This window comes from Methylobacillus pratensis, assembly GCF_054072455.1.
The window spans coordinates 97,223-122,794 of sequence record NZ_JBSUSR010000001.1; the positions used below are offsets into that span (position 1 = coordinate 97,223).

Below are 25,572 nucleotides of genomic sequence, written 5' to 3' on the forward strand. Positions count from 1 at the left end.
GCATAAAGTATGCCATAAAACGCCAGTTATCGCGCTTTGTGGCAAGTGAAGATTGTTGCGCTACAATGTGCCAATCCTTCATTGTGGAGTTTTCATGCTAGGTATTATTGGTGGTACAGGGCTGACCAAGCTGGCCAATCTCAAGATCAAGCGCAGGCAGATTGTACGCACGCCTTATGGCGAACCTTCCGGCCCCTTAACTTACGGGGATATTTGCGGGTATGAAGTGATCTTTCTGCCCCGGCATGGCCATGGGCACACCATTCCGCCCCATATCGTCAATTATCGCGCCAATATCTGGGCGCTGCATGCCGAAGGCGTGCGCGACATTGTCTCCGTCGCCAGCGTCGGCGGCATCCATGAAAGCCTCAATCCGGGCGTGATTGCTTTGCCAGACCAGATCATCGATTACACCCATGCACGCAAGAACACCTATTATGACGGCGGCGACCTGCCGGTGAAGCATATCGACTTCACAGTGCCTTACAGCGACAGGCTGCGCAGCTTGTGCCTGGAGGCTGCGGCCAATATTGATGAATCAGTTGTCGATGGCGGTGTCTACGCATGTGTGCAAGGCCCTCGCCTGGAAACCGCAGCAGAAATCAACCGCCTGGAAAGGGATGGCGCCACCATGGTCGGCATGACCGGCATGCCGGAAGCCGCTCTCGCGCGTGAGCTGGATCTGCATTACGCGGCCATCTGCCCTGTGGCCAATCATGCAGCAGGGCGGGGCAGTAGCGTGAACGGCATTCAATACGAAAACATGGGCGATGTCCTCAATGCAACCATGCAACGCGTCCGAAACCTGATAGAAAGGGTAGTGGTAGGCCATGCCTGTTAAACCTGTGTTGAAAATGGGAGAGCCTCTGCTGCTGCAAAAGGCAGAGCCTGTCCAGCAATTCGATACTCCGGAACTCCATGCCCTGATCAAGGATATGGAGGACACCATGGCGCATTTGAACGGCGCCGGTATAGCCGCACCGCAAATCGGCGTCAGCCTCCGGGTCGTGATTTTTGGCGTTGGCCATAACCCGCGTTACCCGGATGCCGAACAAGTGCCGTATACGGTATTGATCAATCCCACGCTGACACCGATAGGCGAAGATCTGGAGGATGGCTGGGAAGGGTGCCTTTCCGTCCCTGGCATGCGCGGCGTGGTACCGCGATACCAACGGCTGCACTACACCGGCTATGACCAATACGGGAAGCCGATTGATCGCTTGGTAAGCGGCTTTCATGCAAGAGTGGTACAGCACGAATGTGATCACCTGGACGGCATCCTCTATCCGATGCGGATCCGCGACCTTGCCCAGTTTGGCTTTACCGACGTGCTTTTCCCCGGGATGGTGGTGGAAGACGATTAATCTTGTGATAGAATGGCGGCCTTTCTTCAGTCACCACTATGACTGATGTCAAAACGGAAGTGTGGCCGAGTGGTTGAAGGCACCGGTCTTGAAAACCGGCGACCCGCAAGGGTTCGTGAGTTCGAATCTCACCGCTTCCGCCAGTTCCCTCATATTTTCCCTATATACAAAGTCAAAAAACAGGATCAACCTGGGATTAAATCCCGATTTTGTGGTGAGAAAGTTTCAGTGTTGGCAAATACAGTATGATGGCCGTGAATTTCGCAAGCCATTCATATGTTTGACTATCCTAAACGCCTCTATTACCCGGTTTACAAAGCCTCTGGGGACTACCCATCGGTCATGGTATATAGGACGGAACAAGAAGTCATCATGCGCTATGCCGGCTATATGGATATGGATGAGGCACAGCACCACAGCATGAATGCGAGCATCGTCTGGTTTATCAAGCGGGATTTATCCACCCACTGGTATTGGTGGTTCTCAATCGTTTTCATTCCAGCAATCACAGCGTTGATCATCCTTTTATTTTCGTAATCTCGTCCCGGTGCACTGAGGCGTTTTTCCGCGTGAATTGATACCTGAGCACCAAGCCGACCGTTTAAACGCGCCCTGTAGACAAGTAAAACTGCAGTTCACCGAAAACAATCGGGAAACAAACCACCGCGTCGCCATATTCTAGTTGAGAGCTCATCCGAGCTCTTGATAATTATTTAGGAGTAAGAAAATGGCTAGTTTTAAAAATGGAGATTTTGTTTCCTTAAAAAGTGATTCCTTTCGAATGACTGTATCGGCAGTTGATATACAAGAGAATGGAACCATTGAAATTACTTGTTGCTGGAGAGATCGTAAAACAGGAGAAATTAAATATGAAACGTTCCCCAGTCATGTTTTAAAGCATTGGGAAGATCCTAACGCTTGAAAGATAAAAAACCTCCATGGGATCCCACGGAGGTTTTTGTGTTTTTGCGGCCGCAAGATCTCGCCGCCGGATCCTACAGAAACTTTACGTGCCAGTTACACGTAAAGTATCGGACAAAAATGTCCTTTTTCAGCCTTGAGAGGAGACGCCGGATACGTATCCTTAACTTCGTATAATGGGAATTTAAGTAAATAAAAATAGGGGCCTAAATGGCCCCTTAAGGCCCCAATGTTTTAAACTCTGTGAAATAAATAAACCCACACAAACTTTGAATCATTATTGAAGTTCAGATTCAACATCATCAATTCTCACACTTAGCGGCAACTCTCCAGATAATAGTCGAATAACGTCTTTGCGAATTGTTAATAAATCCGACTCTAGATCAGTATGAGCTTGAGGACTATAAATAGCTCGCTTCAAATGCACTCGATCAAAATAAAAACCCAAATCATTAGCCATAAAAGCTAAAAGGTTTGTCATAAGTTCTATCCTTGTATCATTCCAATTTAATGGTTGTATCTTGCCTTCGGCTGGGGGAGCAAGATGATCTAAATACTCTTTCCATGCATCGAGAACACATTGTTCCTTGCGAGTTCTATGATGGTATAACCCAAACACTTTTTTCCCATGAAATGCAAAATCAATTGAATTCAATGCTCTGACGTGTTCTATTGATATATTTGTTGCTCTTGTCGACATTAACGTAGTGAAAACATAAATTTTACCCGCTCTGTGTGACCTTATTTCTTCAATATATTTTTGTGCTCTAACTGCCAAAATTGGTCCCATTAAAGTAGCAAATATAATCGCCCAATTTCCAGCTCCCAAACTTCCTAAAAACTCCCACATATAACCTCCCTTGCAAATTAAAGTTTTAATCAGCGTCATAAGTTAAAACATTATCTAACACCAGCACCTACATTATAGGTACTCGCGGAAACCATGAGAACAAATAAGCATCAAGGGGCGGCATAAAGCCGTTCCGCTTTGCTCCACTTTTTATACGCCCAGCTACGCCGGTTTCACCCTTGATGCTTATTTGTTCTCATGTTGCTGGTCGGCCATGCCGTATGGCGAGGGCTGCATCCTTCGGACGCTGCCTTCACCACACGGCAGACCTTCAACGCGAAAAGGATTAATGCAATGGCAAAGCAGCTTGTAGATGTTTCAACCAGGGAGATGGCACTGGATGCGGATTGGCCCAGCATGGATAAGGTGGAGAGCAAACTACTCGATGTGTCGGAGAGGATCAGGCAACGGCGCGATGAGTGGAACCGGGTGCAGGCGCAGTTGCTGGCCCTTAAAAAGCAGGGCCTCACCTACGCTGGCACAACCTGGAAGAACGGCAAATATTTGTACCTGGTCTATCCGAGCAAAAACGGGGAGCCGAGGAAGCGGGTGTATATCGGCCAGGACGATGAGAAGGTACGCGAGGCGTTGGCCGGGATCGAGAGGGGAGAGCAGTACCTGAAGCTGGAGGAGCGGGCGGAGTGGTTGCAGCGGCAATCGCAGCTTGCGGGGTATCACTGCATGAACCTGCTGGATTATCTCGGGAATGGGGTACAGTATTCTCCTGGACAGCGCTGAGTTGACACCAATTGGTGACAGTTGGTGATGCACCAGGTAATTATTTGTCACCAATTTATATATAATTGATGACAGTATGAGGAGTTGAGATGCCAACGATTTTATTGACGCAGGGCTTCCGGTTCTTCTTTTTCAGCATGGAGGGCAATGAGCCTCCCCACATTCATGTGGAGCATGGCGACAAGGTGGCTAAATACTGGTTGATCCCGGTGGAGCTCGCCAGCTCGGAGGGGTTCCGTAGCCATGAGATGAAGCGGCTGCGGATGCTTGTGATTGAACACCGGGAACTGTTTTTGGAGAGATGGAATGAGTACTTTAGCAATTAGGCTTGATGCTCACGCTGTTGAGGTCAGTTTTGCGAATGATGCGCTGCATATGGTGCTGGCTGACGGCCGCGAGATTTCCGCGCCGCTGGAGTGGTTCCCCAGGCTGCGCGATGCAAACGAGGCACAGCGCCATAACTGGCGGCTGATTGGGAAGGGCATTGGGGTGCATTGGCCGGAGATTGATGAAGATATCGCGGTCAGTACGTTGATGCGCAACAGCTAGAACAAAGCCCTCGCAATGAGGGCTTTTTTATTGGTGTCAGATCTTGCCGATCGAGGATCCTGGTTTGACACCAGCTATGGCATCGATAGTGCTTAGGGTCCAGAGATTTGAAATTATCTTTGGTAACTGAGTAGTTTGTTAACAATCTCATTAACAATGTCTGTTTTCAAAGCAACAGGGTCAATTGCTACGCTTAATACTGACTGACAGAATGGGCAGTTGTAGCTTATTCCGCGCCATTTTGACTGCAAGCCAGCTTTGATATCCATATCTCCCAGATTAACGTGACTTATTAGCTTTTCACACTTAGGACATTTGTTTACGGAAAACATATCAATCCTTATGAGTAAATTAATAAAGCAAGGCTTATGAGTAGCTCTGCAGTTGTGAAAATACTCGAATGCTAGTAAATGTCAAAAATTAATGGATATACACCTGTTATTCTGCGTTTTAAATGCAGCGACCAAGGTAAGGTATCAAGCAACAAGAAAAAATCGTTCCTATAGATGAGTTATTCACCAAAGCAAACGCAGTATGTTGATGTCCCTGATTGGGCGACTAAATTAAGACATTTGTACTGAGTAATTCGTATCGAGCGACATTCCAAGGTGAAGCGCCGTCGATATTACAGGTATGTATTCAAGGAAAAGCTGAGGCTGGTAGAAATGGGATATGAAAAGGAACTAGTAAATGCGATATGCAGGTACTACTGTGAACTGAGCGTCGTTAGCGGCAGGCGTTTGGAGCAGCTCATGGCTAATCCGAGTCCTCAACAAAGTCTCGATTTGGGCTACCGAGCCAACCATAATAATTTGCCCGTTGATTTTACATAATATACATTATACGAAATTAGACGAAGATCTAAAAATCGTCATGGTTGTAAAAATCAAGCCCCAACTGCACTACCGGCGCATCCATCAATTCAATCATTCTCCTGCCTGCAACGACGCTATAGCTGCTTAAGTACCTGCAAGTCACCTCGATCAACTTTTGATTGATCCCCATTTCTGCTAATCTCAGTTTTTCCTTTTATAGAGTTTTCTACGCTTGGCAGCTTTGGGCTTTTCCACGCGCAGCATGAAATACCACAGGTGCAGTTCGTAACTTACCCAGTCTGGACGGCGGTTAACGCCTTGATGATGAAATCCGTATAAATGCGCCATGCAGGAACGATTTTTTTCTTGTTGCCTATACCTTACCCTTAGGTAGGCATTTTTATCGCGTGATTAAAACGGCTAAAACAGGTTGATTCCGAATTTCTTGAGGATCAATGCTGTTACCAGCACTGAAATGACAGCTCCAATCAACGAGATCATTAAGGCAGGCCAAAAATCAAAACGCTGATACAGCCATGGGAATAATATGAACAAAGGCAGCGATGGCAGCACGAACCAGAATGTATAGAACGCGTGATTACTGATTTTTTCTGATGACTGGCCTTCGACATAGAGCCAAATGAGGGTTAAGACTGTCACTAAAGGCAACGATGCTATCAAAGCTCCAAGCTGATCACTTCTTTTGGCAAACTCAGACACAGCAACAACAATTGCAGCAGTAATCAGGTATTTAGCGATGATGTATAGCATTATTGAATGATAATCTTTTTCTATAAATCATCCAATGAAGAGGCAAATGACAGCGGGCATTAGGCATCCGAGGACTTTGCACCGGCAGGTCTAGCATGTGGTTGATCCAGTGCTCATCCGCACCGTTGATGCTCCTAGCGGACTCCGTCAGCTTACCTGCCTCAATCAGCTTTCAGCATGTGTCGAAGATATCGACCCTTAGGAGCTTAACTCGCGGGTGCGGTCCGCGTCCGCCCTATGCGCTTATGGTAAAAACCTCATGCAAGAAGTGGCTATAAACAGCCTATGGCATGGCTATATGAAACCGATTGCGATTGACCTGGGAATTTTTCCCGGTCAGAATTGCATTTGAACATCCACGGTGTATGAAGGTACATCTCCAATTATCTGATGCTGGATGTTCCCTCAAATCTCCTAAATGTTCCTTATTTAGGAGATTTTTTTCTATTAATATTCAACTCCTTGCTTCTATAGGAAAGCATCCCGGCTCCATGACAAGGTATGCTGTGATTCCAATCTCTGATTGGCTTTCTAATAAAACCGGCACGTAGACTCAGCACACTTCGTTAAACAATGGCAATGCAGTGTAGAGATGCCTTATAGCAAGATTAGAAGGTTGGAGATTTCATCGAGCTTGCTTTTCCTACATTCATATCAGCGTTTTCTTCTTCAACGATATTGGAACGCATCCCTATCATGAGACTGGAATTTTATTTCTTAGAAGGGAAACATATGAACGCTAGTTTTTTCGATAAGATCGTGATCAATCAGGAAGTGCATTTTAAAGCGTTGGAAGATGGTAATACATACCATTTCATTTTATCCGAGCCAGCGTTGAAAACCTGTGCAGCCTTGCTCAAAATCGATATCAAGGAAGACCTCAAGAAGCTCGAAGTATTTGAGGAGTTTGAAGAGGAGATTCACGCCAAGGTAAGCGAAATCCTGGCAAGCCAGGATTCGCACAAGAAGACTAGCGAAAGCAATCCTATCAGTATCAAGCAGCTTTAGTCGTTAACCGCTTCCACGCCCTATTTTTCTTTCTCATTCAAGCTGCTGCGGCCTCCAGGCTTCGGATATGCATGTTGGTCGTTGGCAATGCAAAATCAACGCCCAGCTTCTTGAATTCGTTGATCATGTATAGGTTGATGGCCTGTTGCGTGTCCATGTACAAGTTGAAGTCGCTGGAATCCACAAAGTAGACCACTTCAAAATCCAGGGAGCTTGTGCCAAACCCTTTGAAGTGAGCCCGGTCAAACCGGGTACGATCAGATGTTTCTATTGCAGATTTCACTACGCCAGGAATCTTGGCGAGGATGGTGGCTGGCGTGTCGTACGTCACGCCGAACTTGAATTCCACCCGGCGCTGCGACATGCGCTTGTAATTATGGATAATGTTTTTCAGGAGTTCGGTATTGCTGCACACGATTTGCTCGCCGCTGATGCTCCTGATATGCGTGGTTTTCAGCCCTATTCTTTCAATGCTGCCTGCCACTTCGCCGAATACTACGAAGTCTCCGATGACGAAAGGTTTGTCCAGGCCGATGGCCAGCGAGGCGAATAAATCGCTCAGAATGTTCTGCACCGCCAGCGCAACCGCAACGCCGCCTACGCCCAAGCTGGCGATGAATGCAGTGATGTTGACGCCCACGTTGGAAAGGATGGCCAATATCACGATCGACCAGACGGTGACTTTCAATATCCAGCCGAGCATGGAGGTAATCACTGGATTAGGCACTTGGCCTTCCTTCTCCGTCAGTTGCATGCTTGACCAGATAGTAATGCTCTTGCTTATCCATAATGCGATCTGGATGCCGATCACGAAAAAGGTCAAATGGCTCAGGCGAGTCTCCCATTTTTCCGGGAGCTCTAGGAATTGCAGTGCGATCAGCAATGCAAACAATGCCAGGGTAATCTTTTGCGTACTGCCAAGCACTTCAGCAACCGTATTGTTGAATTTATGCTGGGTTCCGGCGGAAACTCTCGACAATTTATTGATGGCGACGCGCCATATGGTGTGCAGTATGAGATAGGCTGATATTGCAATGATGCTCACTGTAATCCATTGATATAAAGACAGTCCCATAAAGCTAGTAACTTCCAAAAACTCCTGCATCCAATTCCCTCCATCGCTTTATTTTTAACAAAGGAAATCCAAGGGCAGAGGCCTCTACCCTGCCCTTGGATTCTCACTGCAATACACAAGCCTAGGGGATTTTTCAGCTGGTTCAATCAGAGAATTCTAATTTCTCTGTCGGAGATCATTAACGGTAGAAATTGAATTAGCTGCAATTTAGCGGTATCAACCGCGTTCAACATTTTTACCTCAATCCTGCATCCATTACAAAAAATTACAGACGATATTTTTTTGAAATATTTTTTGAAACTTAATGACTGTAATTTATACCAACAGGGAAAACTTCCTGTGATGATCGAGCAGCCAGCCATCTTTCATCTCCATATAAATTCGCTAAAAGGAACTATCGAGTGGATAGCTACAGAGATTTTTTCCTTTATCCAGGGTTGTTGTTGATCTGCTTTTTAACAGCCTCCTGTAGTCAAGATAGCGCGCCGTCGGACCCTGTTGCACCTACTCCTGAGGTGACTCAGGAAAATGGCCTCCATAACAAATCAACATCGCCCGCCTGGTTGGACTCTGAAGAGGACGGCCAATGGACCATGCCGGCAAAAAACTACGCCAGCACCCGCTATAGTGGGCTCGAGCAAATCAACCGCGACAACGTGAAAGACTTGAAGCTGGCTTGGACATTCTCCACCGGCCTCACGCCCGGGCATGAGGCGGCGCCGGTTTTTGTCGACGATACCCTGTACGTGGTCACGCCTTACCCCAATACGGTGTATGCCTTGGCATTGGACGGCAGCAAGAAATGGGAATACAAGCCTGACACGCATCAGGAATCGCAAGGCATGGCATGTTGCGACGTGGTGAACCGCGGCCTGGTCCATGCGGACGGCAAGCTGTTCTTCAATACGCTGGACAATCATGCCATCGCGCTGGAGGCGGCTACCGGCAAGGAGCTGTGGAAGACCAGGGTCGGCGACCTCAAGCGCGGGGAAACCATGACGATGGCGCCGTTGGTGGTCAAGGGGAAAATGCTGGTCGGCAACAGCGGCGGCGAGATGGGCGTGCGCGGCTGGCTGAAGGCACTGGACACCCAAACGGGCGAGCTGCTGTGGACCGCCTACAGCACCGGGCCGGACAAGGAGGTATTGATCGGCGAGGATTTCAGGCCGTTTTACCCGCAGGACCAAGGCAAGGACCTCGGCGCGAGCAGCTGGCCGCCGGAAATGTGGAAGATCGGCGGCGGGACAGTATGGGGCTGGCTCTCTTACGACCCGGAGCTGGACCTGGTCTATTACGGCACGGGCAATCCCGGCCCTTGGAACCCGGATTTCCGGCCTGGCGACAACAAGTGGACATTGACGGTGTTCGCTCGCCGCCCGGACGATGGCAGCGCGATCTGGGCCTATCAGATCGAGCCGCACGATCTCTACGACTACGACGGCGTCAACGAAAGCCTGCTGCTCGACCTGCCCATCAACGGCGAGCAGCGCAAGGTGCTGGTCAGGCCGGAGCGCAACGGCCATGTCTACGTGATGGACCGCGCCAGCGGCGAGGTGTTGTCCGCCAATACTTATGTGCCGGTCAACGTCACTGAGGGCGTCGATCTCAAGACCGGGCAGTTGCGCAAGGTGAAGGACAAGCGGCCCGGCACCAACAAGACCGTGCACAACATCTGCCCCGCCGCCCCGGGCGGCAAGGATTGGCAGCCTTCGGCCTATTCACCCAGGACCGGGCTTATTTATATGCCGCATAACAACCTCTGCATGGATATGCACGGCACCCAGGCCAACTATATCGCCGGAACGCCCTATGTCGGCTCCGACGTGAAGATGTTCGCCGGGCCGGGCGGTCACCGCGGCGTCTATACCGCCTGGGACCCAGTCGCCGGCGGCAAGGTATGGAGCATCAAGGAAGACTTCCCTGTCTGGAGCGGCACAGTGGCGACCGCGGGAGACATCGTGTTCTACGGCACCATGGACCGCTGGTTCAAGGCGGTGGATGCCAAGACCGGCGAGCTGTTGTGGAAATTCCGCGTCGGCTCCGGCATCGTCGGCCAGCCCGTCACTTTCCAGGACAAGGACGGCAAGCAATACGTCGCCATTTTCTCGGGCGTGGGCGGCTGGTCCGGCGCCATCGTTTCCGGCGGGCTGGACGCGCGCGACGGCACAGCGGCGCTGGGCTTCGCCAACGCCATGAAGGACCTGCCGCAACATACCGACAAGGGAGGACAATTGTATGTTTTCTCCCTCTAACAAGCTAACAGCAGCGCTTGCCGTACTGTTGCTGAGCGGCTGCGAGGACCAGGCCGCCCTGCGCAATGCGGAAAACCCGCCCTCGCCTCCTGCGGCCAGGATGACGGAGTTCGGCCCCGGCACCGAGGATGCGGCCGTCAAGCAACATCCCTACATGGACAACCGCCATGCGATCAACGAGGGCAAGCGGCTTTACAGCTGGTTCAACTGCGCCGGCTGCCATGCCAACGGCGGTGGCGGCATGGGCCCGCCGCTCATCGACAAGCACTGGATATACGGCAGCGAGCCCGCGCAGATATTCGCCTCCATCATGGAAGGGCGCCCCAACGGCATGCCGGCGTTTCACGGCAAAATCCCCGAGCAGGAAGCCTGGAAGATCGTCGCCTATGTCCGCTCGCTAGGCGGACTCGACAAGGATCTGCCCGCCGGCGCCAGCAGCAAGCCGTTGCAGGAACAGGCAGATTCAAACCTGCACGAGGGCGAAACCCCATGAGTCCGCCGCAGGAGAAATGCTTACGACAAAAATTTATGCTGCCTGGCATTGCCGCGGCCAACGTCTGGTTCATATGTGTCTGTTTGCCAGCATATGCGAGCCAATCCGCCCTGCAGCCCGGAGGCCCGCTGGCCAAGGCAATCGCCGACCTGTTCTGGGGCATGGTGGCGATCGGCGGCATCATCCTGTTCATCGTGTTGGCCATGCTGACCGTGGCGTTGCTGAGGGCCAGGAATAAAGCCGAACCCAGGCCCTTGACCTTCACGCAAAGCCGCAACCTGGTCTTCGTCTCGGGCGTGGTAATTCCGGCCCTGATATTGACCGTCTTCGTGATTTCCAGCGCCGCGGTCAACCGCGAAATCGTCGCGCCCATGCCCGAGCGCGCCTTGACCATCAAGGTCACGGGCCACCAGTGGTGGTGGGAAGTGGACTATCTCGATACGGAAGGCAAGCATGTCGCCAAGACGGCCAACGAGATACGCATCCCGGTCGGCAAGCCTGTGCGCATCGCGCTCGAGGCCAGCGACGTCATCCATAGTTTCTGGATTCCGCAATTGAATGGCAAGACGGACATGGTGCCGGGCAAGCGCAACCTGACCTGGGTCAAGGCCGATAGGCCCGGCAGCTACCGCGGCCAGTGCACCGAGTTCTGCGGCAAGCAGCACGCCAAGATGGCTTTCACCGTGGATGCGGTGCCGGAAGAGGATTTCGAGGCATGGCTGCAGCGGCAGGCGCAGCCGGCACGCGAGCCAGCCACTGAAAACGAAGCCAGGGGCAGGCAGGTGTTCCTGCGCTCGAGCTGCGCCATGTGCCATGCGATCCGCGGCACCACTGCCCTCGCCAGCGTGGCGCCGGACTTGACGCATATCGGCTCGCGCAAGACGCTGGCGGCGGGCACGCTGGAGAACATGCCCGGCACATTGTCTTCGTGGATACTCTCGCCGCAGAGCTTCAAGCCCGGCAGCCACATGCCGGCGACGGTGCTGGCGGGAGAGGACCTTGGCAACCTTGTCGAATACTTGCTCAGCCTGGAGTAGCGGAATGACCGATTCAGCATCCATCCACCACGACGAGGAAACCCGGCAACTGGAGCGCACCTGGGCGTCTCCGCCCGGCTTCTTCGCCTGGTTCACCCATGTCAACCAGACCAATATCGGCATGCGCTTCATCGTCACCGGGTTTATCTTCTTTATCCTGGGCGTGATATTGGCGCTGCTGATGCGCCTGCAGCTCGCTGTGCCCGAGAACGATTTCATGGACCCGGAAACCTATAACCAGGTGTTTACGATGCATGGCATCACCATGATGTTCCTGTTCGCGATCCCGGTCATGGAAGGCTTCGCGGTCTACATCATCCCGCTCATGCTCGGCACGCGCGACATGACGTTCCCGCGTCTCAACGCCTTCGGCTACTACATCTACCTCATCGCCGGCGTCATGATGTACGCCGCGCTGCTGCTGAAGATCGCGCCCGACGCGGGCTGGTTCAGCTACCCGCCGCTGGCGGGCGCCGGCTTTTCGCCTGGCCTGGGGCTGGATTTCTACACCACGGTGATCACCTTCATGGAAATCTCGGCGTTGGTGGCCGCGATCGAGCTCATCGCCACCATCTTCAAGTGCAAGGTGCCCGGCATGTCGCTCAACCGCATGCCGATCTTCGTCTGGGCCATGCTGGTGATGTCGTTCATGATCGTGTTCGCCCTGCCGCCGCTGGTGATCGCGAGCCTGATGCTCGCGCTGGACCGCATGGCCGGCATGCATTTCTTCACCGCGGCCTCGGGCGACCCTATCCTGTGGCAGCACCTGTTCTGGTTCTTCGGCCATCCCGAGGTCTACATCATCTTCATCCCGGCCCTGGGCATGGTGTCCAGCATCATCATCACCTTCACGCAGCGGCCCATCTTCGGCTATATCCCCATCGTGCTCTCTATCGTCGCCATCGGCTTCATCGGTTTCGGGCTGTGGGTACACCATATGTTCACGGCGGGACTGCCCCAGCTCGGCTCCAATTTCTTTACGGCTTCCAGCGCCATGATCGCCATCCCGAGCGGCGTGCAGATATTCTGCTGGATCGCCACATTGTGGGGCAGCAAGCCCAAGCTTGCCACGCCCTTGCTGCACGTGCTGGGCTTTTTCCTCATCTTCATCATCGGCGGCCTCAGCGGCGTGATGGTAGCCTCGGTGCCGTTCGACATGCAGGCGCACGACACCTATTTCGTCGTCGCCCACTTCCATTACGTGCTGATCGGCGGCGCGGTGTTCCCGCTGCTGGGCGGGCTGTATTACTGGTATCCCAAGTTCACCGGCCGCATGATGAGCGAGCGCCTCGGCAAGATCGCGTTCTGGGTGACTTTCGCCGGCTTCAACCTCACCTTCTTCCCGATGCACAAGCTCGGGCTGGAAGGCATGCCCAGGCGCGTCTACACCTATCTCGACGGCCTCGGCTGGAACGAGGCCAATCTCTTCATCAGCATCAGCTCGGTCGTATTCGCGCTGGGCCTGCTGCTGACCTTGGTCAATGCGCTGGTCAGCCTCAAGCGCGGCAACATCGCCGGCGACAACCCATGGAATGCGGACACGCTCGAATGGGCCACCAGCTCCCCTCCACCTTCCTACAATTTCCGCCACATCCGGACCGTGGACAGCCGCTACCCCTTATGGTCCGGCACCGGCGGGCTGGAGCAGAACCCGGTGGTCACCGGCATCCGCAGCGACCGGCGCGAGATCCTGCTCACCTCCATCCTCGAATCGCACCCGGAAGCGAGGCAGCCGCTGCCCGGCCCGTCGCCGTGGCCTTTCTGGCTCGCGGTCGCCACCGCGGTCACCTTCGCCGGCCTGATGGCGCACATTGCCATCCCGCTGCTGGGCTTTCTACTTTGCTTTATCGCCATCACGGGCTGGGTATGGCCTAAACAACTGGGAGCGGCAAAATGAGCCTGCATGCCGACATCGACGCCAGCAAGCTGCCGGATTACAGCTATGAGTTCAGGTCGCCCCTGTGGTGGGGCATCGTCGGGCTCATGACGGTGGAAGGCACGGTGGTCGCCACCTTGATTGCGAGCTTCTTCTACTTGCAAGGCAACCATACCGCCTGGCCGCCCGCGGGCACCAGCCCGCCGGAATTGCTGCTGCCTACCCTGTCCACCGTGGTCCTGCTTGTCAGCATGGTGCCGGTCTACCTCACGGACAAGGCCTTCAAACGCGGCAACCCCAAGCCGCTGGCCTGGATGCCGCTGGTCAGCATCGCCCTGGCGCTGGTGTTCCTCGGCATCAAGGCCTACGAATATGCCAGCCACGTCGATTTTCGCTGGGACACTCATGCCTACGGCTCGGTGGTCTGGCTCATGATCGGCTTTCATAGCGCCCACGTCATCGCGGTGATTCTAAAGACGCTGGTGGTGGTCTACCTTGCCCGCAGGCGTTACTTCACGCCGGAAAAAAGGATAGCCGTCACCGTGAACGGGCTGTATTGGTATTTCGTCGCGGCGGCCTGGATACCGCTTTACCTGACCATCTACCTGGGCTCGCGTATCTGGAGCTGAGGTTTTGACTGAGTAAAGGAACAATATGCGCGACCCGATCAAAATCGCGGAACACAATCCCAGCTTTGCGCTCGCATTGCTCTGGATATGCATTCTGGCGGGCCCGGTCAGCTGGAGTCTGCAGTTGAGCGTGGCTTATCCGGTCCTCGACTGGTCATGCCGGGAAGAGCAATTGATCCCGGTGCATGCGGCGACCGTGCTTGCCTTCCTGTTCAGCGCCGCCAGCGCCTATCTGAGCTGGCACAACCTGCAGCTGCACAAGACCCTGGCCCGCATCAACGAAAACCCGCAATCGCACAAGCGCGGCAGCGAGAGTGAAAGCGAGATGCCGCCGCGGCAGTTCATGGCGCTGGCAGGCTTCATGCTCAGCCTGTTCTTCCTGCTGGTGATCGTGATCCAGTGGCTGCCCGTCCTGGTGCTGGACCCATGCATATGAAGCGGCTTGTCGCCTTCATTCTCTACCTCTATGGCTCACAGGCGTGGGCGCACCCGATCGGCGGCCACCAGCACGCCAGCCCCTGGCTGCAGTTGCTGCAAGATTACTGGGTGGCGCTTCCGGTCGGGCTGGCGCTTGTCCTCTACCTTGCCGGGCTCTACCGCATGACGCGCAAGGCAGGCAGGCCAACCCGCTATGCGCCCATGCGCGTCAAGGCTTTCCTGCTCGCCTGGGTTACGCTTGTGGCGGCGCTGTTTTCGCCGGTGGATACGCTGGGCAATGCCTATTTCTCCATGCATATGGTGCAGCACGAGCTGTTGATGATCATCGCGGCGCCGCTGTTCGTCATTGCCCGCCCCCTGCCGATATGGGCATGGGCTTTTCCCGATGCGGCGGTCAAGGTCGGCAAGACGACGTCGAGTGCCGGCTTCTCTCGCTTCTGGCGCCTGCTCACCAACCCGCTCTCCGCCTGGACCATACATGCAGGCGTGCTGTGGGGATGGCACGTGCCGGAATTGTTCGAAACCGCGCTGCATTACCCGGTGGTGCATGACCTGCAGCACCTCAGCTTCTTTTTCTCCGCGCTGCTGTTCTGGTGGTCGCTCATGCGCCTGAGCAATACGCGCAGCCCTGCCGTCTCCGGCCTGGTGTCATTGTTCACCACCGCGCTGCACACTGCCTTGCTCGGCGCGCTGCTGACCTTCTCGAGCCGGGTCTGGTACCACAGCTACATCATTCCCGCAGGCAGCCTGGAACTGGCCTTGCAGGACCAGCAGCTGGGCGGGCTCATCATGTGGATACCGGGTGGCATGGCTTACCTGATTGTCGCTTTGGCAATCTGCTACCGCCTGCTCAATACGGGAAGCCAAGAGAGGCCGCTGGCAAGACGGACGGGCTAACGATCGGCAACCTGGATAAACGAATCAACCCGCACGACCCTTTCTTCATCAACCGCAAAGGAGAAGCACCATGCATGTCACGATAGACCAAGCCAAAACCATTATTGAACAAGCCACGCGCAAGGCCGAGGCCATCGGCGTGAAAAGCTGTATCGCCGTGCTGGACTCGGGCGCCAACCTCAAGGCGTTCTCGCGTATGGACGATGCCTGGGTGGGCAGCATAGACGTCGCCATCAAGAAGGCCAAGACCGCCTGCTTTTTCGCCATGCCTTCCGGCGAAATCGGCAAATTGTCGCAGCCAGGCCAGCCCTTGTACGGCATAGAACATTCCAACGAAGGACTCATCACCTTTCCGGGCGGATTGCCCATCGTGGATGAAGAAGGGATATTGGTGGGCGCGATAGGCGTCAGCGGCGATACGGTGGAGAACGACCACATCGTGGCCAAGGCCGGCGCCGAGGCGGCGGGCAGCTGCGACCTGCCCAAGCATCCTTGGCGTACATAAACCAAATGCCCGCAGGCTCTTTATTTAGGAGGGAGCCTGCGGGCATTCACGCGTGATTGGATTCAATCCACTGAACGGAATTAGCGGCGTTCCTGCTTGCTGCGCGGCTGCTCTGTCGAGCCATGGTTGCGCTGGTCATGACCGGAAGGTTTTACATTCGGATCCGCCTGTTGATCGGTGGCGTTTTCAATAGCCTTCTGTTTGCCGTCTTTCGATGCTTTTTCATCCTGGTTGCGAGGCGTATTGGCATCGTCCAGCGCGCGCGGATTGATTTCTTCCGCCGCATAGGCGCTGGATAGGCCAAGGCTGAGGCTAAGTGCGGCAATGCATAATATGGATTTCACGGCCTGCTCCTTTCGTATGAATGAAGTTCCAGCATAAACGGGCAAGGTGGCAGGCAATGTAGTCCGGGCACTGAAACAGCGCTGGAAAACCTCATGGACGCTTGTCTGAAAAGCCAACGCCAGTGCGGTTTCAGGAGTTCATGCGGAACAATGCATACGGTAGCCTGGGTCAGGGTTTGACGAGCATGGACCTGGCTTTTTCCGTGATGCGGTGATGCTGCTCCATATCCGGCAAGATCAATTCTGCCTTGATCAGGAAATCGCGCAGGCCGTCGGCAATTTCTGCCGCGCGGCCCTCCTGTTCGGCTTGCCATACTTTATTCAATGCTTTCCACTGCAATGGCGTCAGCTCATGGGCTTGCATGTTGTTTCTCCAGATAGCGAGGCGTGATGGCAGGCTGGATAATGAAGCCGCTTTCCGGCGATGCCGGAATCCTGCCAAGGTCCAGCCTCAAGTCTTGGTCAGGGACGGTGTATTCCAGTTCGTGCACCAGCACCTGGGTGATGGCCTTCATGAGCGCGATCGTGATCCATTCCCCCGGGCAACGGTGATGGTATTCATAGGTTGCGCCGCCATTGGCGATCAGGCCGAAACTGTTGCCGTCCCAATCCTTGAAGCGCTCAGGCATGAATTGAGCCGGGTCCTGCCACAATGCCGGGTCGCGGTGGGTGCCGTAGATATCCAGCAGCACGCGCTGACCCCGCCTGAACTCCAATCCTTGCCAATGAAAGTCTTCGCGCACCATGGCGGCCAGGAAAGGGAAAAAGGGGTAGAAGCGCCTGACCTCGAGCACGAACCAATCCAGGTAATGTTCGTCGCCCTGCTGCAGCTTTTGCCGGCAAGCCGGGAACGAGTGCAATGCCAGCGCGCTGAATACGGCAAGCTGCGCTACCGCCACGGTAGGACGCAATATGTTGATCAGCTCCACAGCCGCCACATGCAGTGGCAATAGTTGTCCCTGCTCGTCACGGTGCCAGGCGACCGCCTGCAATATGCTGGCCGGTTGTTCCGGCTTGCCGTAATGGCGGATATCCTCGACCAGTTGCCCGATCCAGCGCGCGCATGACTTGCGCGCCATCCTGCCGCGCCAGTGATGCAGGCCCAGCCCCGCGCCGCTATCTATCATGTTGCCGAATTCCCTTGCGCGCCGGCCCAGCTCCTGGCTGGCCAGGGGTATGCCCGCCCAGGCGCATACGCTCTTGCACAGGAGCTTCTGGGCCTCGCTGAACAACACGATTTCACTGCCGGGTTTCCATTTCTGCATGGCTTCGCGCCAATGGTCCTGATGCAGGCGCACAAGCTGCTCGATACGCTCGTGCGTCATGAGTTCGCGGATGAATAACTGCTTGCGGTGGCGGTGGGCATGGCCGTCCATCCCCTGCACCCCGCCTACGCCGACAAGCGTCTTCTGCGCACGTGAAGGCATGGCGCCTGAGCGTATGAATTTTTCGTTATCGTAAAAAAGCCTGGCGGCGGCTTCGTCCTGCATGCAGATAGTGGGATGCAGCAGCAAGCGAGTCTTGAACGCCTTGACTCCCAGCACGTGGCAAGTGCTGTCGATGAAGACATATCCTTTTTTCCATAGCGCATAGGTACTTTCAAGCGGAGGGCTGGTCATGGAGCTCCTCTTGAGCGAATCAAAAGCATTGAAGGAAAACAAAAGCGGCAACCTGCCGCTACGTCAAATGCTGCAAGGCAGTGCTAGACCTTGGTAGGCGCCATTGTCGGATTCTCGTGTCAGCGGATATTACCGAACCCATTTTGCTCTGCTGGATGCATCGGCAAAGGAATGGAATTCTTACAGCGCTTTCAGCAAAGCGCGGATGATCGGGCTGCGCGCGCTTGGCTAGCATCACATCAAGTTTTGCTGCCGGGCCTGACTGCCCTTCCGGCCACCTGAATATGGCGGCTGGCAGCTGCGCTACTGTTTTCACTTTTCATGCAAAGGAGCACTACATGCGCGCATTGACATACCACGGCAGTAAAGATGTCCGTATCGAAACGGTTCCAGACCCCATCCTGCAGGCCTCCGACGATGTCATTATCCGCGTCACCTCCACCGCCATCTGCGGGTCCGACCTGCATCTTTACCGCGGCAAGATTCCCGAGCTGCACGACGGCGACATCCTGGGGCACGAATTCATGGGCATCGTCGAGGATGCGGGCCACGGCGTTACCCAGGTTAAAAAAGGCGACCGCGTGATCATCCCGTTCGTGATTGCCTGCGGGCACTGCTATTTTTGCGACCAGCAGCAATTCGCCGCATGCGAAACCACCAACCCCGGACGTGGCGCCAGCCTGAACAAGAAAAACGCCACGCCGCCCGCCGCCCTGTTCGGCTACAGCCACTTGTACGGCGGCATTCCCGGCGGGCAGGCCGAGCTGGTGCGCGTGCCGCAAGGCAACGTGGGCCCGTTCAAGGTCAACGGCAGCCTGGCGGACGAGCAGGTGCTGTTTCTGACCGACATCCTGCCTACCGGCTACCAGGCGGTGCTCAACGCCGAAGTGGGCGAAGGCGACAGCCTGGCCATTTTCGGCGCGGGTCCTGTCGGCCTGATGGCGGCGGCCTGTGCCCGCATGCTGGGCGTGGAGAAGATTTTCATGATCGACGACCTGCAATACCGGCTCGATTTTGCCCAGGCGCAATACAACACCATCAGCATCAACCTGGACGACGTCGAGGATCCGGCTGAATATATCCTGCAGCATACCGCGCACCGCGGCGTGGACGCTTCAATCGACGCGGTTGGCTTCGAGGCCAAAGGCAGCGTGGTGGAAACCGCCCTCACCGCGTTGAAGCTGGAAACCAGCAGCGGCAAGGTGATCCGTCAATGCATTGCCGCCACCAGGCGCGGCGGCACGGTCAGCATCCCCGGCGTGTATGCAGGCTTCATCCACGGCTTCCTGCTCGGGGATGCCTTCGACAAAGGACTGACATTCAAGATGGGCCAGACCCACGTGCACCGCTTCCTGCCAGAACTGCTGGAATTCATAGAAAACGGCGACCTGCACCCGGCCGACATCATCACCCACCGCATGTCGCTGGAGGATGCGCCGTTGGGCTACCGCATCTTCAACGACGCGGAGGAAAACTGCCGCAAGGTCGTGCTGACCCCGGGCTTGCATTAGCAGGAACGCCTCGACAATGGCGTGCGACCTCATTCAGATAGAGAAAGAACCATCATGGCAAGAGTAGATGAATTCAAGGTGTCTTCCCCGCTGCATCTCGCAGAAAACATGCCGGAAGGCCATGGTTTCGTGATCAAGCCCGTCGACGATTCTTTCGACGCCCTGGAGGGTTTCCAGAAGATCGTCATGGCGGTCTTCGGCAGCATAGGCAGCGATTACGGTATCGAAACCAACCGCCTGCCCAACGGGATGATAGACAAGATCGTGTGCCGGCAGATCACTTACTGAGCTGGCGTGTACTGAGCTGGCGTGCCGGATGACGATTTTTGCGGGTTTGTAGACGGTGCCTGGCCAGCTTCTGCCGGGCAAGCCCGAAAGCAAATGCGGCATACACTACGAGCAGCGACAGGCGCGAGAGACGCATTTCATAGCCTGGCCTCAGTCGGCGCGGTGTCAGGTGGTAGTCGACGTAGCATGCCAAGGCTGCAATGACGGCGGCATCGGCATAGAGCTGCAAGGCATTGCCTTCTTGCCTCTCCTTGGTCACCTGCTCGTAGATAAGGGCCCAGAAAGTGGCGGAGGCATGGTGGATCGTATAGCCCAGCATGGTGTGCCTGACATCCACGCCGTCGTGCCGGGCCGCATCGTCACCCCATACCCAATGACTGATTGCATTGATAGGAGCCACATATGACCCGTTCTCCAGCTTTCCACCGATGGCCAACGCCAATGCCGAACTCACACTGGCATATGTTCCGGTACTCAACCCGCGCCTGCATAATCCTGTTGGCATGATGCGTCCCCGTCTTTGGTTGAAGAAACTCGCAGCCAGCGTCTCCGGCTCCCTTCATAGAGCCATGGCATGGAGCGCAAGTTCAACGGCGGCATCGCCATTGCCTGAGGAGTTGGCGAAGCCTAGGACCGTGCTGGTGCTGGGGGCAAACGGTTTTCTCGGCAGGCACATCGTGGCGGCGTTGAAGGAGCAAGGCCACAGCATCATCGCCGGGGTGCGCAAGCTGCCGGCAGCCAGCCACCCAGATATCACCTATATCGAAACGGATTTCGCCAAGGGCCTCGAAACTCAGGAATGGCTGCCCGTGCTCGAGGGCGTGGATGTCGTCATCAATGCGGTCGGGCTGTTGCGCGAACACGGCGGGCAGACATTCCACACCCTGCATGAGCAGGCACCTGCGGCATTGTTCAGGGCCTGTCAGCAATCCCAGGTGGGACTGGTCATCCAGATATCCGCATTAGGGGCCGATGAAGAGGCTGCCAGCGCCTACCACCTGAGCAAGAAGTCGGCCGACGACGTACTCAGGACATTGGATATTCCCACGTTCATCCTGCAACCCTCGCTGGTCTTCGGAGAGGACGGCTCGAGCGCGCGCCTGTTCGCCGTGCTGGCCAGCATGCCGGTACTGCCGTTGCCGGGAGGGGGATGCCAGCTTTTGCAGCCTGTGCATATCCGTGACGTGACGGAATTGATACAGGCCCTGGTGCCGCTCAACCCCGCAGGCGCCATTACCATTGCGGTAGCTGGCCCGCAGGCGCTCACCCTGCATGAATATTGCGATGCCTTGCGGCGGCAGATGAGCCTTGGACGGCTCAGGACGTTCAGCCTGCACCGCATAGTCGCCAAGCTGGCAGCCCAGGCCGGGCGATGGACGCCTTCCAGCCTGCTGACCCCCGAGACGCTGGCAATGCTGGAACGCGGCAATGCCGCGGAGATTGAGGATATGCGTTTCTTCCTGGGCCGCGACCCGACGCCAGCCGAATCCTTCATCAAGCCGGCGGAGGCCGACGGATGGCGTTCGCTTGCGCTGCTCGGCTGGCTGATGCCCTTGCTCAGGTTCAGCATTGCCGTGGTATGGATAGTCACCGGCTTGCTGTCGCTCGGTATCTACCCGGTGGAGGAAAGCTATGCGTTGCTTGCCGAGGTCGGCCTGGAAGGAACGATGGCGAGCGTGGCCTTGTACGGTGCGGCCTCGCTCGATATCGGCTTCGGCATCGCCACGCTTTTGTTGCGCAAGCGGCGCTTGCTCTGGCAATTGCAGATTGCCGTGATCGTGGGCTATACCTTGATCCTGAGCTGGTTCATCCCGGCATTCTGGCTGCATCCTTTCGGCCCCCTGCTCAAGAACCTGCCCATGTTGGCACTGATCTACACGTTGATGACACTGGAACGCCAGGATGGATTACCTCGTCGTTAAGTGGCTGCATATCGTCTCGTCCACCATATTGTTCGGCACCGGCATCGGCTCCGCCTTCTACATGCTGTCTACCAGCCTGAAAGCCGATGCCAGGGAGGTTGCCGGCGTTGCGCGCCTGGTCGTGCTTGCGGACTGGGTATTCACCACGCCCGCCATCATCGTGCAGCCCGTCACCGGCTTCTACCTCGTGCACCATGCCGGCTACTCCGTCATGCAGGGCTGGATCATATGGTCCGTCGCGCTTTACCTGTTGGCTGGCGCTTGCTGGCTGCCGGTGGTGTGGCTACAGATACGCATGCACAAGATAGCGGTGCTCGCCGCCCATGTGCGCGAGCCCTTGCCCCCGCTTTACCAGCGGTACCTGCGTTACTGGGTGCTGCTGGGCATCCCTGCATTCGTCGCCTTGTTGTGCGTGTTTTACCTGATGACGGCAAAACCGCTTTGAAGCTGCGCTTTCCGATACCTCCCACCCTTGCGCGAGCCGTTGCCTGACAAGGAACCGCCGGCAATTCATCCATGCTTTCTAAATGGATATTGTTGGTTTTTCTGACAAGGCTTTAGGAAAACTGAGTACTGCACCGCTATAGATTCACCTCTACATTCATTGTGGTTATTCCTTTCCTCTACAGGAGTCCGAATGCTTGCCAATTCGTTTGCGATCATCCTGCTCAGCCTTGTAGTGGGTATCCCGCCGCTGGTGTTCTTGTTTCTCGCCATCGCCCATGGTCAATTCGACAATATAGGGGCAACCGCGGATTCGATTTTCGAGGTGGAAGAGCTGCGCTATTCCCGTCCCTGGGAAACGCGCAAGCAGGCTGAGGAGCGCATGCAGCAACACGGCGGCCTGCTCCCCAATCCCCAACGCGAATGGGAGCGCTGGCTATGACGGAAGCAGTCGCCTCGCCCCGTACCCAGCAAGACAGCACGCTGGATCACAGCAAGCTCAGGATAAGCGCCGATGAAGTCGCGGCTTACGACCACTCCGGCAGTCAGCCGGTGCTGCTCGGTTTTTTCATTGCCGTGGTGTGGCTGCTCGCAGGCACCGTCCTGGGCGACATCAGCAGCTTCAAGTTCGACCGCCCCGACCTCCTGACCGAGCAGGCCTACCTGACCTTTGGCCGCATCCGGCCGGCGCACCTCAACGTCATGGTCTATGGCTGGGCCAGCACCGCCATGTTCTCGGTTTCCCTTTGGCTGATGCCCAGGCTATGCCGTACCCAGCTGCGCTGGGCCAAGGCCGCCATTGCCGGCATCCTGATCTGGACCGTGGGGCTGGGCGTGGGCGTGGCCCTGCTCCTGGCCGGCCATAGCGACGGCCTGGAATGGCTGGAACTGGACCGCACCTGGGCCGATCCGCTCTTGGTGCTGGGCGCCGCCCTGGTAGGCGCGTCGATCTGGAAGACGCTTTCAGTGCGCAACGTGCATCACCTGTATGTGTCGGTATGGTATGTCGCGGCATCCTACCCCTGGTTCCTGATTATCTTCATCGCAGGCAACCTGCCCATCTTTCAAGGCGTGGAGTCGGCGGCGGTCAACTGGTTCTATGCGCATAACGCCCTGGGCTTGTGGCTCACCACCGTCAACCTTGGCCTTATCTACTACCTGCTGCCCAAGATCATCGGCAGGCCGATCTATTCCTACTGGCTTTCCCTGATCGGGTTCTGGGGACTGGCATTGTTCTACGCCCTCAACGGCATGCACCACCTGATTGGCGGGCCCTTGCCTTCCTGGATGATTGCCACCTCGATCACTGCCAGCATCATGATGGTGGTGCCGGTGGTCGCGGTCGGCATCAACCAGCATATGACCGTAGTCGGGCGCTTCGGCGCCATGCGCTATTCGCCAGCGCTGACCCTGGCCGTCATCGCGGCGATGTCGTATACCGCGGTGTCGCTGCAAGGCATCCTGACGGCATTGGTCAGCGTCAACCGCATCACCCACTTCACGCATTGGACCATCGCCCATTCCCACCTCGGGCTTTATATGTTCGTGACCTTGTCTTTGTTCGGCGGCATGTACTACATCTTGCCGCGCGTGCTCAAGAAGGAATGGCCGAGCACACGGCTGATCCGTGCGCATATTCTGCTGGTGGGCGGCGGCATGGTGCTCTACGTGGTGGCGCTGGGCATAGGCGGCGTATTGCAAGGCCTGAGCTTGCTGGCGCCCGGCCAGGGTTTCGAGGCCTCCGTGGAAAGCACCCGCCCATGGCTGCTCATGCGCAGCGTGGCCGCCGTGATCATTTCCGCCGGGCATATCGTGTTTGCCTACCATGCCTACCTGCTGGCGTTTACCCGACATGGCAGCATCAGGCGGCATCCGCCCTTCTTTGAGATCAAGCCGGTGCTGGTGAGAAAGAAGGCGCCATGACCAGGTTGCTGGTATTGATCATGGGGGCGATGGCGACAGTCATGTTCGCCCTGGTTATCCTGGTAGTGCTGCCCAAGAGCATGCTTTCTGGGCTGCAGGCGCCGCCCGAACTCAAGGAGCCGACTACGCAGCAGTTGGCCGGGCGCCAGCTCTATATCAGCAATGGCTGCATCTACTGCCATACCCAGCAGGTGCGCGACCCCAGCTTTACCGCCGACATCAGCAAGGGCATGGGGACCAGGCCTTCCGTGCCCGAGGATTACGTCCACGACAATCCCCACCTGCTCGGCACCATGCGCACCGGACCGGACCTGTTCAATGTAGGCTCGCGCCTGCCCGACCGCAATTGGCAGCTGCTGCACCTCTACCAGCCGCGTGCATTGGTGCCATGGTCCATCATGCCCGCCTTTCCGTTCCTGTTCCGGCATAAAGCCGCGGCAGAGCCCGGAGACAAGGTGCTGGACGTGCCCAAACCCCATGCGCCAGCGGATGGCGTGATTGTCGTGACTGAAGAGGCTGAAGCCCTTGTGGCTTACCTGCTCAGCCTGAAGCATGACTACCCGGCCCCCAACGACCCGTTGAAGCCTGCCAACGACACCCCAGAGAACGACAATTCACGGAATGAAAGCCCCGAGGAGGCGCAGCCATGATTGATGAAAACCGTCACCATGACCACCCTATCCAGTCGGAGAACAACGAAGTATCCACCCTGGCCCTGCACGACGATGTCATGCATGAAACCGCCGAGCCTTTTGAGGATACGATCAAGGGCCCCGTCTGGTTTTACCTGTTCGTCGTATTCTCCATGGTCGTCGGCGCATTCTACCTGGGGCGGCATATGGGCAGGATGGATACGGCGGCGCATATCGGCTTTTTGCATGATGGCGGCAACCAAGGCGGCCAGGCGCAGGAGAGCGCCCCTGCGTCCACCGTGTCCGGCGCTTCTATCTTCAGCAGCCGCTGCGCTACCTGCCACCAAGCCAACGGCCAGGGCGTGCCAGGGGCGTTTCCGCCGCTGGTGGGAGCAAAATACGTGCTTGAAAGCCCTGAGGTGCTGGTGAACATCATCCTGCATGGGCTGCAGGGCGAGATCGAGGTGGCAGGCAAAACCTATAACGGCATCATGCCGCCATGGGGTTCGCAGCTGGGAGACGAGGAAGTGGCGGCGGTCGCCAGCTATATCCGCAGCGAGCTCGGGGACAACAAGGCGGACAAGGTCAACGCTGCGCTTGTGAAGAAGATACGCGAGCAGACCAAGGACAGGCAGACCCCATGGACGGCAGCCGAGCTGGAGGCCTTGTAG

The 25,572-nt window shown here is 55.9% G+C and carries 31 protein-coding genes and 1 tRNA gene; 25 read left to right on the plus strand and 7 right to left on the minus strand.

All coding sequences use genetic code 11. The annotated features are described in order from the left end of the window. Window positions 1-94: 94 nt before the first annotated feature. The 5 genes from ACW4YW_RS00475 (at window position 95) to ACW4YW_RS00495 (ending at window position 2,286) form a co-directional block, all read left to right on the plus strand. Entirely contained in the window at window positions 95-841 is a 747-nt protein-coding gene (locus tag ACW4YW_RS00475) for an S-methyl-5'-thioinosine phosphorylase (RefSeq protein ID WP_457135750.1), read from the plus strand. Further along, window positions 831-1,364 carry a peptide deformylase gene (gene def, locus ACW4YW_RS00480; RefSeq protein WP_457135751.1) on the plus strand — a complete coding sequence of 178 codons (534 nt, stop codon included), beginning with the start codon at window positions 831-833 and terminating at the stop codon, window positions 1,362-1,364. The genes ACW4YW_RS00475 and def overlap by 11 nt, the downstream gene beginning before the upstream one ends. A 55-nt stretch (window positions 1,365-1,419) precedes the next feature. Next, window positions 1,420-1,507 (plus strand) — tRNA-Ser (locus tag ACW4YW_RS00485). A gap of 133 nt (window positions 1,508-1,640) precedes the next feature. Then, complete coding sequence (locus ACW4YW_RS00490; protein ID WP_457135752.1) at window positions 1,641-1,901, plus strand: hypothetical protein; 261 nt, start codon at window positions 1,641-1,643, stop codon at window positions 1,899-1,901. Window positions 1,902-2,091: 190 nt separating this feature from the next. Beyond that, complete coding sequence (locus ACW4YW_RS00495) at window positions 2,092-2,286, plus strand: DUF2158 domain-containing protein (protein WP_457135753.1); 195 nt, start codon at window positions 2,092-2,094, stop codon at window positions 2,284-2,286. A gap of 276 nt (window positions 2,287-2,562) precedes the next feature. Here the strand turns inward: ACW4YW_RS00495 and ACW4YW_RS00500 are convergent, their stop codons facing one another. Continuing rightward, window positions 2,563-3,174: a DUF6680 family protein gene (locus ACW4YW_RS00500; protein ID WP_457135754.1), complete on the minus strand. Its 612-nt coding sequence runs from the start codon at window positions 3,172-3,174 to the stop codon at window positions 2,563-2,565. Between the two features lie 255 nt (window positions 3,175-3,429). Here ACW4YW_RS00500 and ACW4YW_RS00505 point away from each other — a divergent pair, with 255 nt between their 5' ends. The 3 genes from ACW4YW_RS00505 (at window position 3,430) to ACW4YW_RS00515 (ending at window position 4,422) form a co-directional block, all read left to right on the plus strand. After that, complete coding sequence (locus tag ACW4YW_RS00505; protein ID WP_457135755.1) at window positions 3,430-3,873, plus strand: hypothetical protein; 444 nt, start codon at window positions 3,430-3,432, stop codon at window positions 3,871-3,873. Window positions 3,874-3,962: 89 nt separating this feature from the next. Continuing rightward, window positions 3,963-4,199, plus strand: a complete 237-nt coding sequence (locus ACW4YW_RS00510) for a DUF4160 domain-containing protein (RefSeq protein ID WP_457135756.1) — start codon at window positions 3,963-3,965, stop codon at window positions 4,197-4,199. Further along, on the plus strand, window positions 4,180-4,422 hold the full coding sequence (locus tag ACW4YW_RS00515) for a DUF2442 domain-containing protein (protein WP_457135757.1): 243 nt from the start codon (window positions 4,180-4,182) through the stop codon (window positions 4,420-4,422). The genes ACW4YW_RS00510 and ACW4YW_RS00515 overlap by 20 nt, the downstream gene beginning before the upstream one ends. Before the next feature lie 1,235 nt (window positions 4,423-5,657). Here ACW4YW_RS00515 and ACW4YW_RS00520 read toward each other — a convergent pair. Then, a complete protein-coding gene (locus tag ACW4YW_RS00520; RefSeq protein WP_457135758.1) occupies window positions 5,658-6,008 on the minus strand; it encodes a DUF3147 family protein in 351 nt (116 codons plus the stop codon). A gap of 732 nt (window positions 6,009-6,740) precedes the next feature. On the opposite strand from ACW4YW_RS00520, the gene ACW4YW_RS00525 reads away from it, so the two are divergent. Continuing rightward, window positions 6,741-7,016, plus strand: coding sequence for a hypothetical protein (locus tag ACW4YW_RS00525; protein WP_457135759.1), 276 nt, complete (start codon window positions 6,741-6,743; stop codon window positions 7,014-7,016). Between the two features lie 37 nt (window positions 7,017-7,053). Here ACW4YW_RS00525 and ACW4YW_RS00530 read toward each other — a convergent pair whose 3' ends face one another. After that, window positions 7,054-8,061, minus strand: coding sequence for a mechanosensitive ion channel family protein (locus ACW4YW_RS00530; RefSeq protein WP_457135760.1), 1,008 nt, complete (start codon window positions 8,059-8,061; stop codon window positions 7,054-7,056). A gap of 431 nt (window positions 8,062-8,492) precedes the next feature. On the opposite strand from ACW4YW_RS00530, the gene ACW4YW_RS00535 reads away from it, so the two are divergent. From ACW4YW_RS00535 to ACW4YW_RS00570, 8 genes are all read left to right on the plus strand, one after another. Beyond that, window positions 8,493-10,343 carry a methanol/ethanol family PQQ-dependent dehydrogenase gene (locus ACW4YW_RS00535; protein ID WP_457135761.1) on the plus strand — a complete coding sequence of 617 codons (1,851 nt, stop codon included), beginning with the start codon at window positions 8,493-8,495 and terminating at the stop codon, window positions 10,341-10,343. Then, window positions 10,327-10,836: a c-type cytochrome gene (locus ACW4YW_RS00540; protein WP_457135762.1), complete on the plus strand. Its 510-nt coding sequence runs from the start codon at window positions 10,327-10,329 to the stop codon at window positions 10,834-10,836. The genes ACW4YW_RS00535 and ACW4YW_RS00540 overlap by 17 nt, the downstream gene beginning before the upstream one ends. Window positions 10,837-10,919: 83 nt before the next feature. Then, window positions 10,920-11,873 carry a cytochrome c oxidase subunit II gene (coxB, locus tag ACW4YW_RS00545; RefSeq protein ID WP_457135763.1) on the plus strand — a complete coding sequence of 318 codons (954 nt, stop codon included), beginning with the start codon at window positions 10,920-10,922 and terminating at the stop codon, window positions 11,871-11,873. A gap of 4 nt (window positions 11,874-11,877) precedes the next feature. Further along, complete coding sequence (gene ctaD / locus ACW4YW_RS00550) at window positions 11,878-13,770, plus strand: cytochrome c oxidase subunit I (protein WP_457135764.1); 1,893 nt, start codon at window positions 11,878-11,880, stop codon at window positions 13,768-13,770. Beyond that, window positions 13,767-14,378 carry a cytochrome c oxidase subunit 3 gene (locus ACW4YW_RS00555; RefSeq protein WP_457135765.1) on the plus strand — a complete coding sequence of 204 codons (612 nt, stop codon included), beginning with the start codon at window positions 13,767-13,769 and terminating at the stop codon, window positions 14,376-14,378. Before ctaD ends, ACW4YW_RS00555 begins: the two co-directional genes overlap by 4 nt. A gap of 25 nt (window positions 14,379-14,403) precedes the next feature. Beyond that, on the plus strand, window positions 14,404-14,814 hold the full coding sequence (locus ACW4YW_RS00560) for a hypothetical protein (RefSeq protein WP_457135766.1): 411 nt from the start codon (window positions 14,404-14,406) through the stop codon (window positions 14,812-14,814). Further along, the gene (locus tag ACW4YW_RS00565; RefSeq protein ID WP_457135767.1) at window positions 14,811-15,713 is read left to right on the plus strand and encodes a cytochrome c oxidase assembly protein; all 903 of its coding nucleotides are present in this window, start codon (window positions 14,811-14,813) and stop codon (window positions 15,711-15,713) included. Before ACW4YW_RS00560 ends, ACW4YW_RS00565 begins: the two co-directional genes overlap by 4 nt. A 70-nt stretch (window positions 15,714-15,783) precedes the next feature. Further along, window positions 15,784-16,218: a GlcG/HbpS family heme-binding protein gene (locus ACW4YW_RS00570; RefSeq protein ID WP_457135768.1), complete on the plus strand. Its 435-nt coding sequence runs from the start codon at window positions 15,784-15,786 to the stop codon at window positions 16,216-16,218. Window positions 16,219-16,298: 80 nt separating this feature from the next. On the opposite strand, the gene ACW4YW_RS00575 is transcribed toward ACW4YW_RS00570, so the two are convergent. From ACW4YW_RS00575 to ACW4YW_RS00585, 3 genes are all read right to left on the minus strand, one after another. Next, entirely contained in the window at window positions 16,299-16,562 is a 264-nt protein-coding gene (locus tag ACW4YW_RS00575; protein ID WP_457135769.1) for a hypothetical protein, read from the minus strand. Between the two features lie 169 nt (window positions 16,563-16,731). Further along, a complete protein-coding gene (locus tag ACW4YW_RS00580) occupies window positions 16,732-16,926 on the minus strand; it encodes a hypothetical protein (RefSeq protein ID WP_457135770.1) in 195 nt (64 codons plus the stop codon). Next, window positions 16,913-18,181, minus strand: coding sequence for a cytochrome P450 (locus ACW4YW_RS00585; RefSeq protein ID WP_457135771.1), 1,269 nt, complete (start codon window positions 18,179-18,181; stop codon window positions 16,913-16,915). Before ACW4YW_RS00585 ends, ACW4YW_RS00580 begins: the two co-directional genes overlap by 14 nt. Window positions 18,182-18,519: 338 nt before the next feature. Between ACW4YW_RS00585 and ACW4YW_RS00590 the strand changes: the two genes are divergently transcribed. Both ACW4YW_RS00590 and ACW4YW_RS00595 read left to right on the plus strand, forming a co-directional pair. Next, on the plus strand, window positions 18,520-19,692 hold the full coding sequence (locus ACW4YW_RS00590) for a zinc-dependent alcohol dehydrogenase (RefSeq protein WP_457135772.1): 1,173 nt from the start codon (window positions 18,520-18,522) through the stop codon (window positions 19,690-19,692). Between the two features lie 54 nt (window positions 19,693-19,746). Continuing rightward, on the plus strand, window positions 19,747-19,980 hold the full coding sequence (locus tag ACW4YW_RS00595) for a hypothetical protein (protein WP_457135773.1): 234 nt from the start codon (window positions 19,747-19,749) through the stop codon (window positions 19,978-19,980). Here ACW4YW_RS00595 and ACW4YW_RS00600 read toward each other — a convergent pair. Then, window positions 19,970-20,458: a hypothetical protein gene (locus tag ACW4YW_RS00600; protein ID WP_457135774.1), complete on the minus strand. Its 489-nt coding sequence runs from the start codon at window positions 20,456-20,458 to the stop codon at window positions 19,970-19,972. The two genes, ACW4YW_RS00595 and ACW4YW_RS00600, sit on opposite strands and share 11 nt — an antisense overlap. Before the next feature lie 91 nt (window positions 20,459-20,549). Between ACW4YW_RS00600 and ACW4YW_RS00605 the strand changes: the two genes are divergently transcribed. The 6 genes from ACW4YW_RS00605 (at window position 20,550) to ACW4YW_RS00630 (ending at window position 25,572) form a co-directional block, all read left to right on the plus strand. Next, the gene (locus ACW4YW_RS00605) at window positions 20,550-21,902 is read left to right on the plus strand and encodes an SDR family oxidoreductase (RefSeq protein WP_457135775.1); all 1,353 of its coding nucleotides are present in this window, start codon (window positions 20,550-20,552) and stop codon (window positions 21,900-21,902) included. Next, window positions 21,883-22,347, plus strand: coding sequence for a DUF2269 family protein (locus ACW4YW_RS00610; RefSeq protein WP_457135776.1), 465 nt, complete (start codon window positions 21,883-21,885; stop codon window positions 22,345-22,347). The genes ACW4YW_RS00605 and ACW4YW_RS00610 overlap by 20 nt, the downstream gene beginning before the upstream one ends. A 192-nt stretch (window positions 22,348-22,539) precedes the next feature. Further along, window positions 22,540-22,788, plus strand: coding sequence for a hypothetical protein (locus tag ACW4YW_RS00615; protein ID WP_457135777.1), 249 nt, complete (start codon window positions 22,540-22,542; stop codon window positions 22,786-22,788). Beyond that, window positions 22,785-24,269 carry a cbb3-type cytochrome c oxidase subunit I gene (locus ACW4YW_RS00620; RefSeq protein WP_457135778.1) on the plus strand — a complete coding sequence of 495 codons (1,485 nt, stop codon included), beginning with the start codon at window positions 22,785-22,787 and terminating at the stop codon, window positions 24,267-24,269. Before ACW4YW_RS00615 ends, ACW4YW_RS00620 begins: the two co-directional genes overlap by 4 nt. Then, the gene (locus tag ACW4YW_RS00625) at window positions 24,266-24,919 is read left to right on the plus strand and encodes a cbb3-type cytochrome c oxidase subunit II (protein ID WP_457135779.1); all 654 of its coding nucleotides are present in this window, start codon (window positions 24,266-24,268) and stop codon (window positions 24,917-24,919) included. Before ACW4YW_RS00620 ends, ACW4YW_RS00625 begins: the two co-directional genes overlap by 4 nt. Continuing rightward, the gene (locus ACW4YW_RS00630; RefSeq protein WP_457135780.1) at window positions 24,916-25,572 is read left to right on the plus strand and encodes a c-type cytochrome; all 657 of its coding nucleotides are present in this window, start codon (window positions 24,916-24,918) and stop codon (window positions 25,570-25,572) included. The genes ACW4YW_RS00625 and ACW4YW_RS00630 overlap by 4 nt, the downstream gene beginning before the upstream one ends.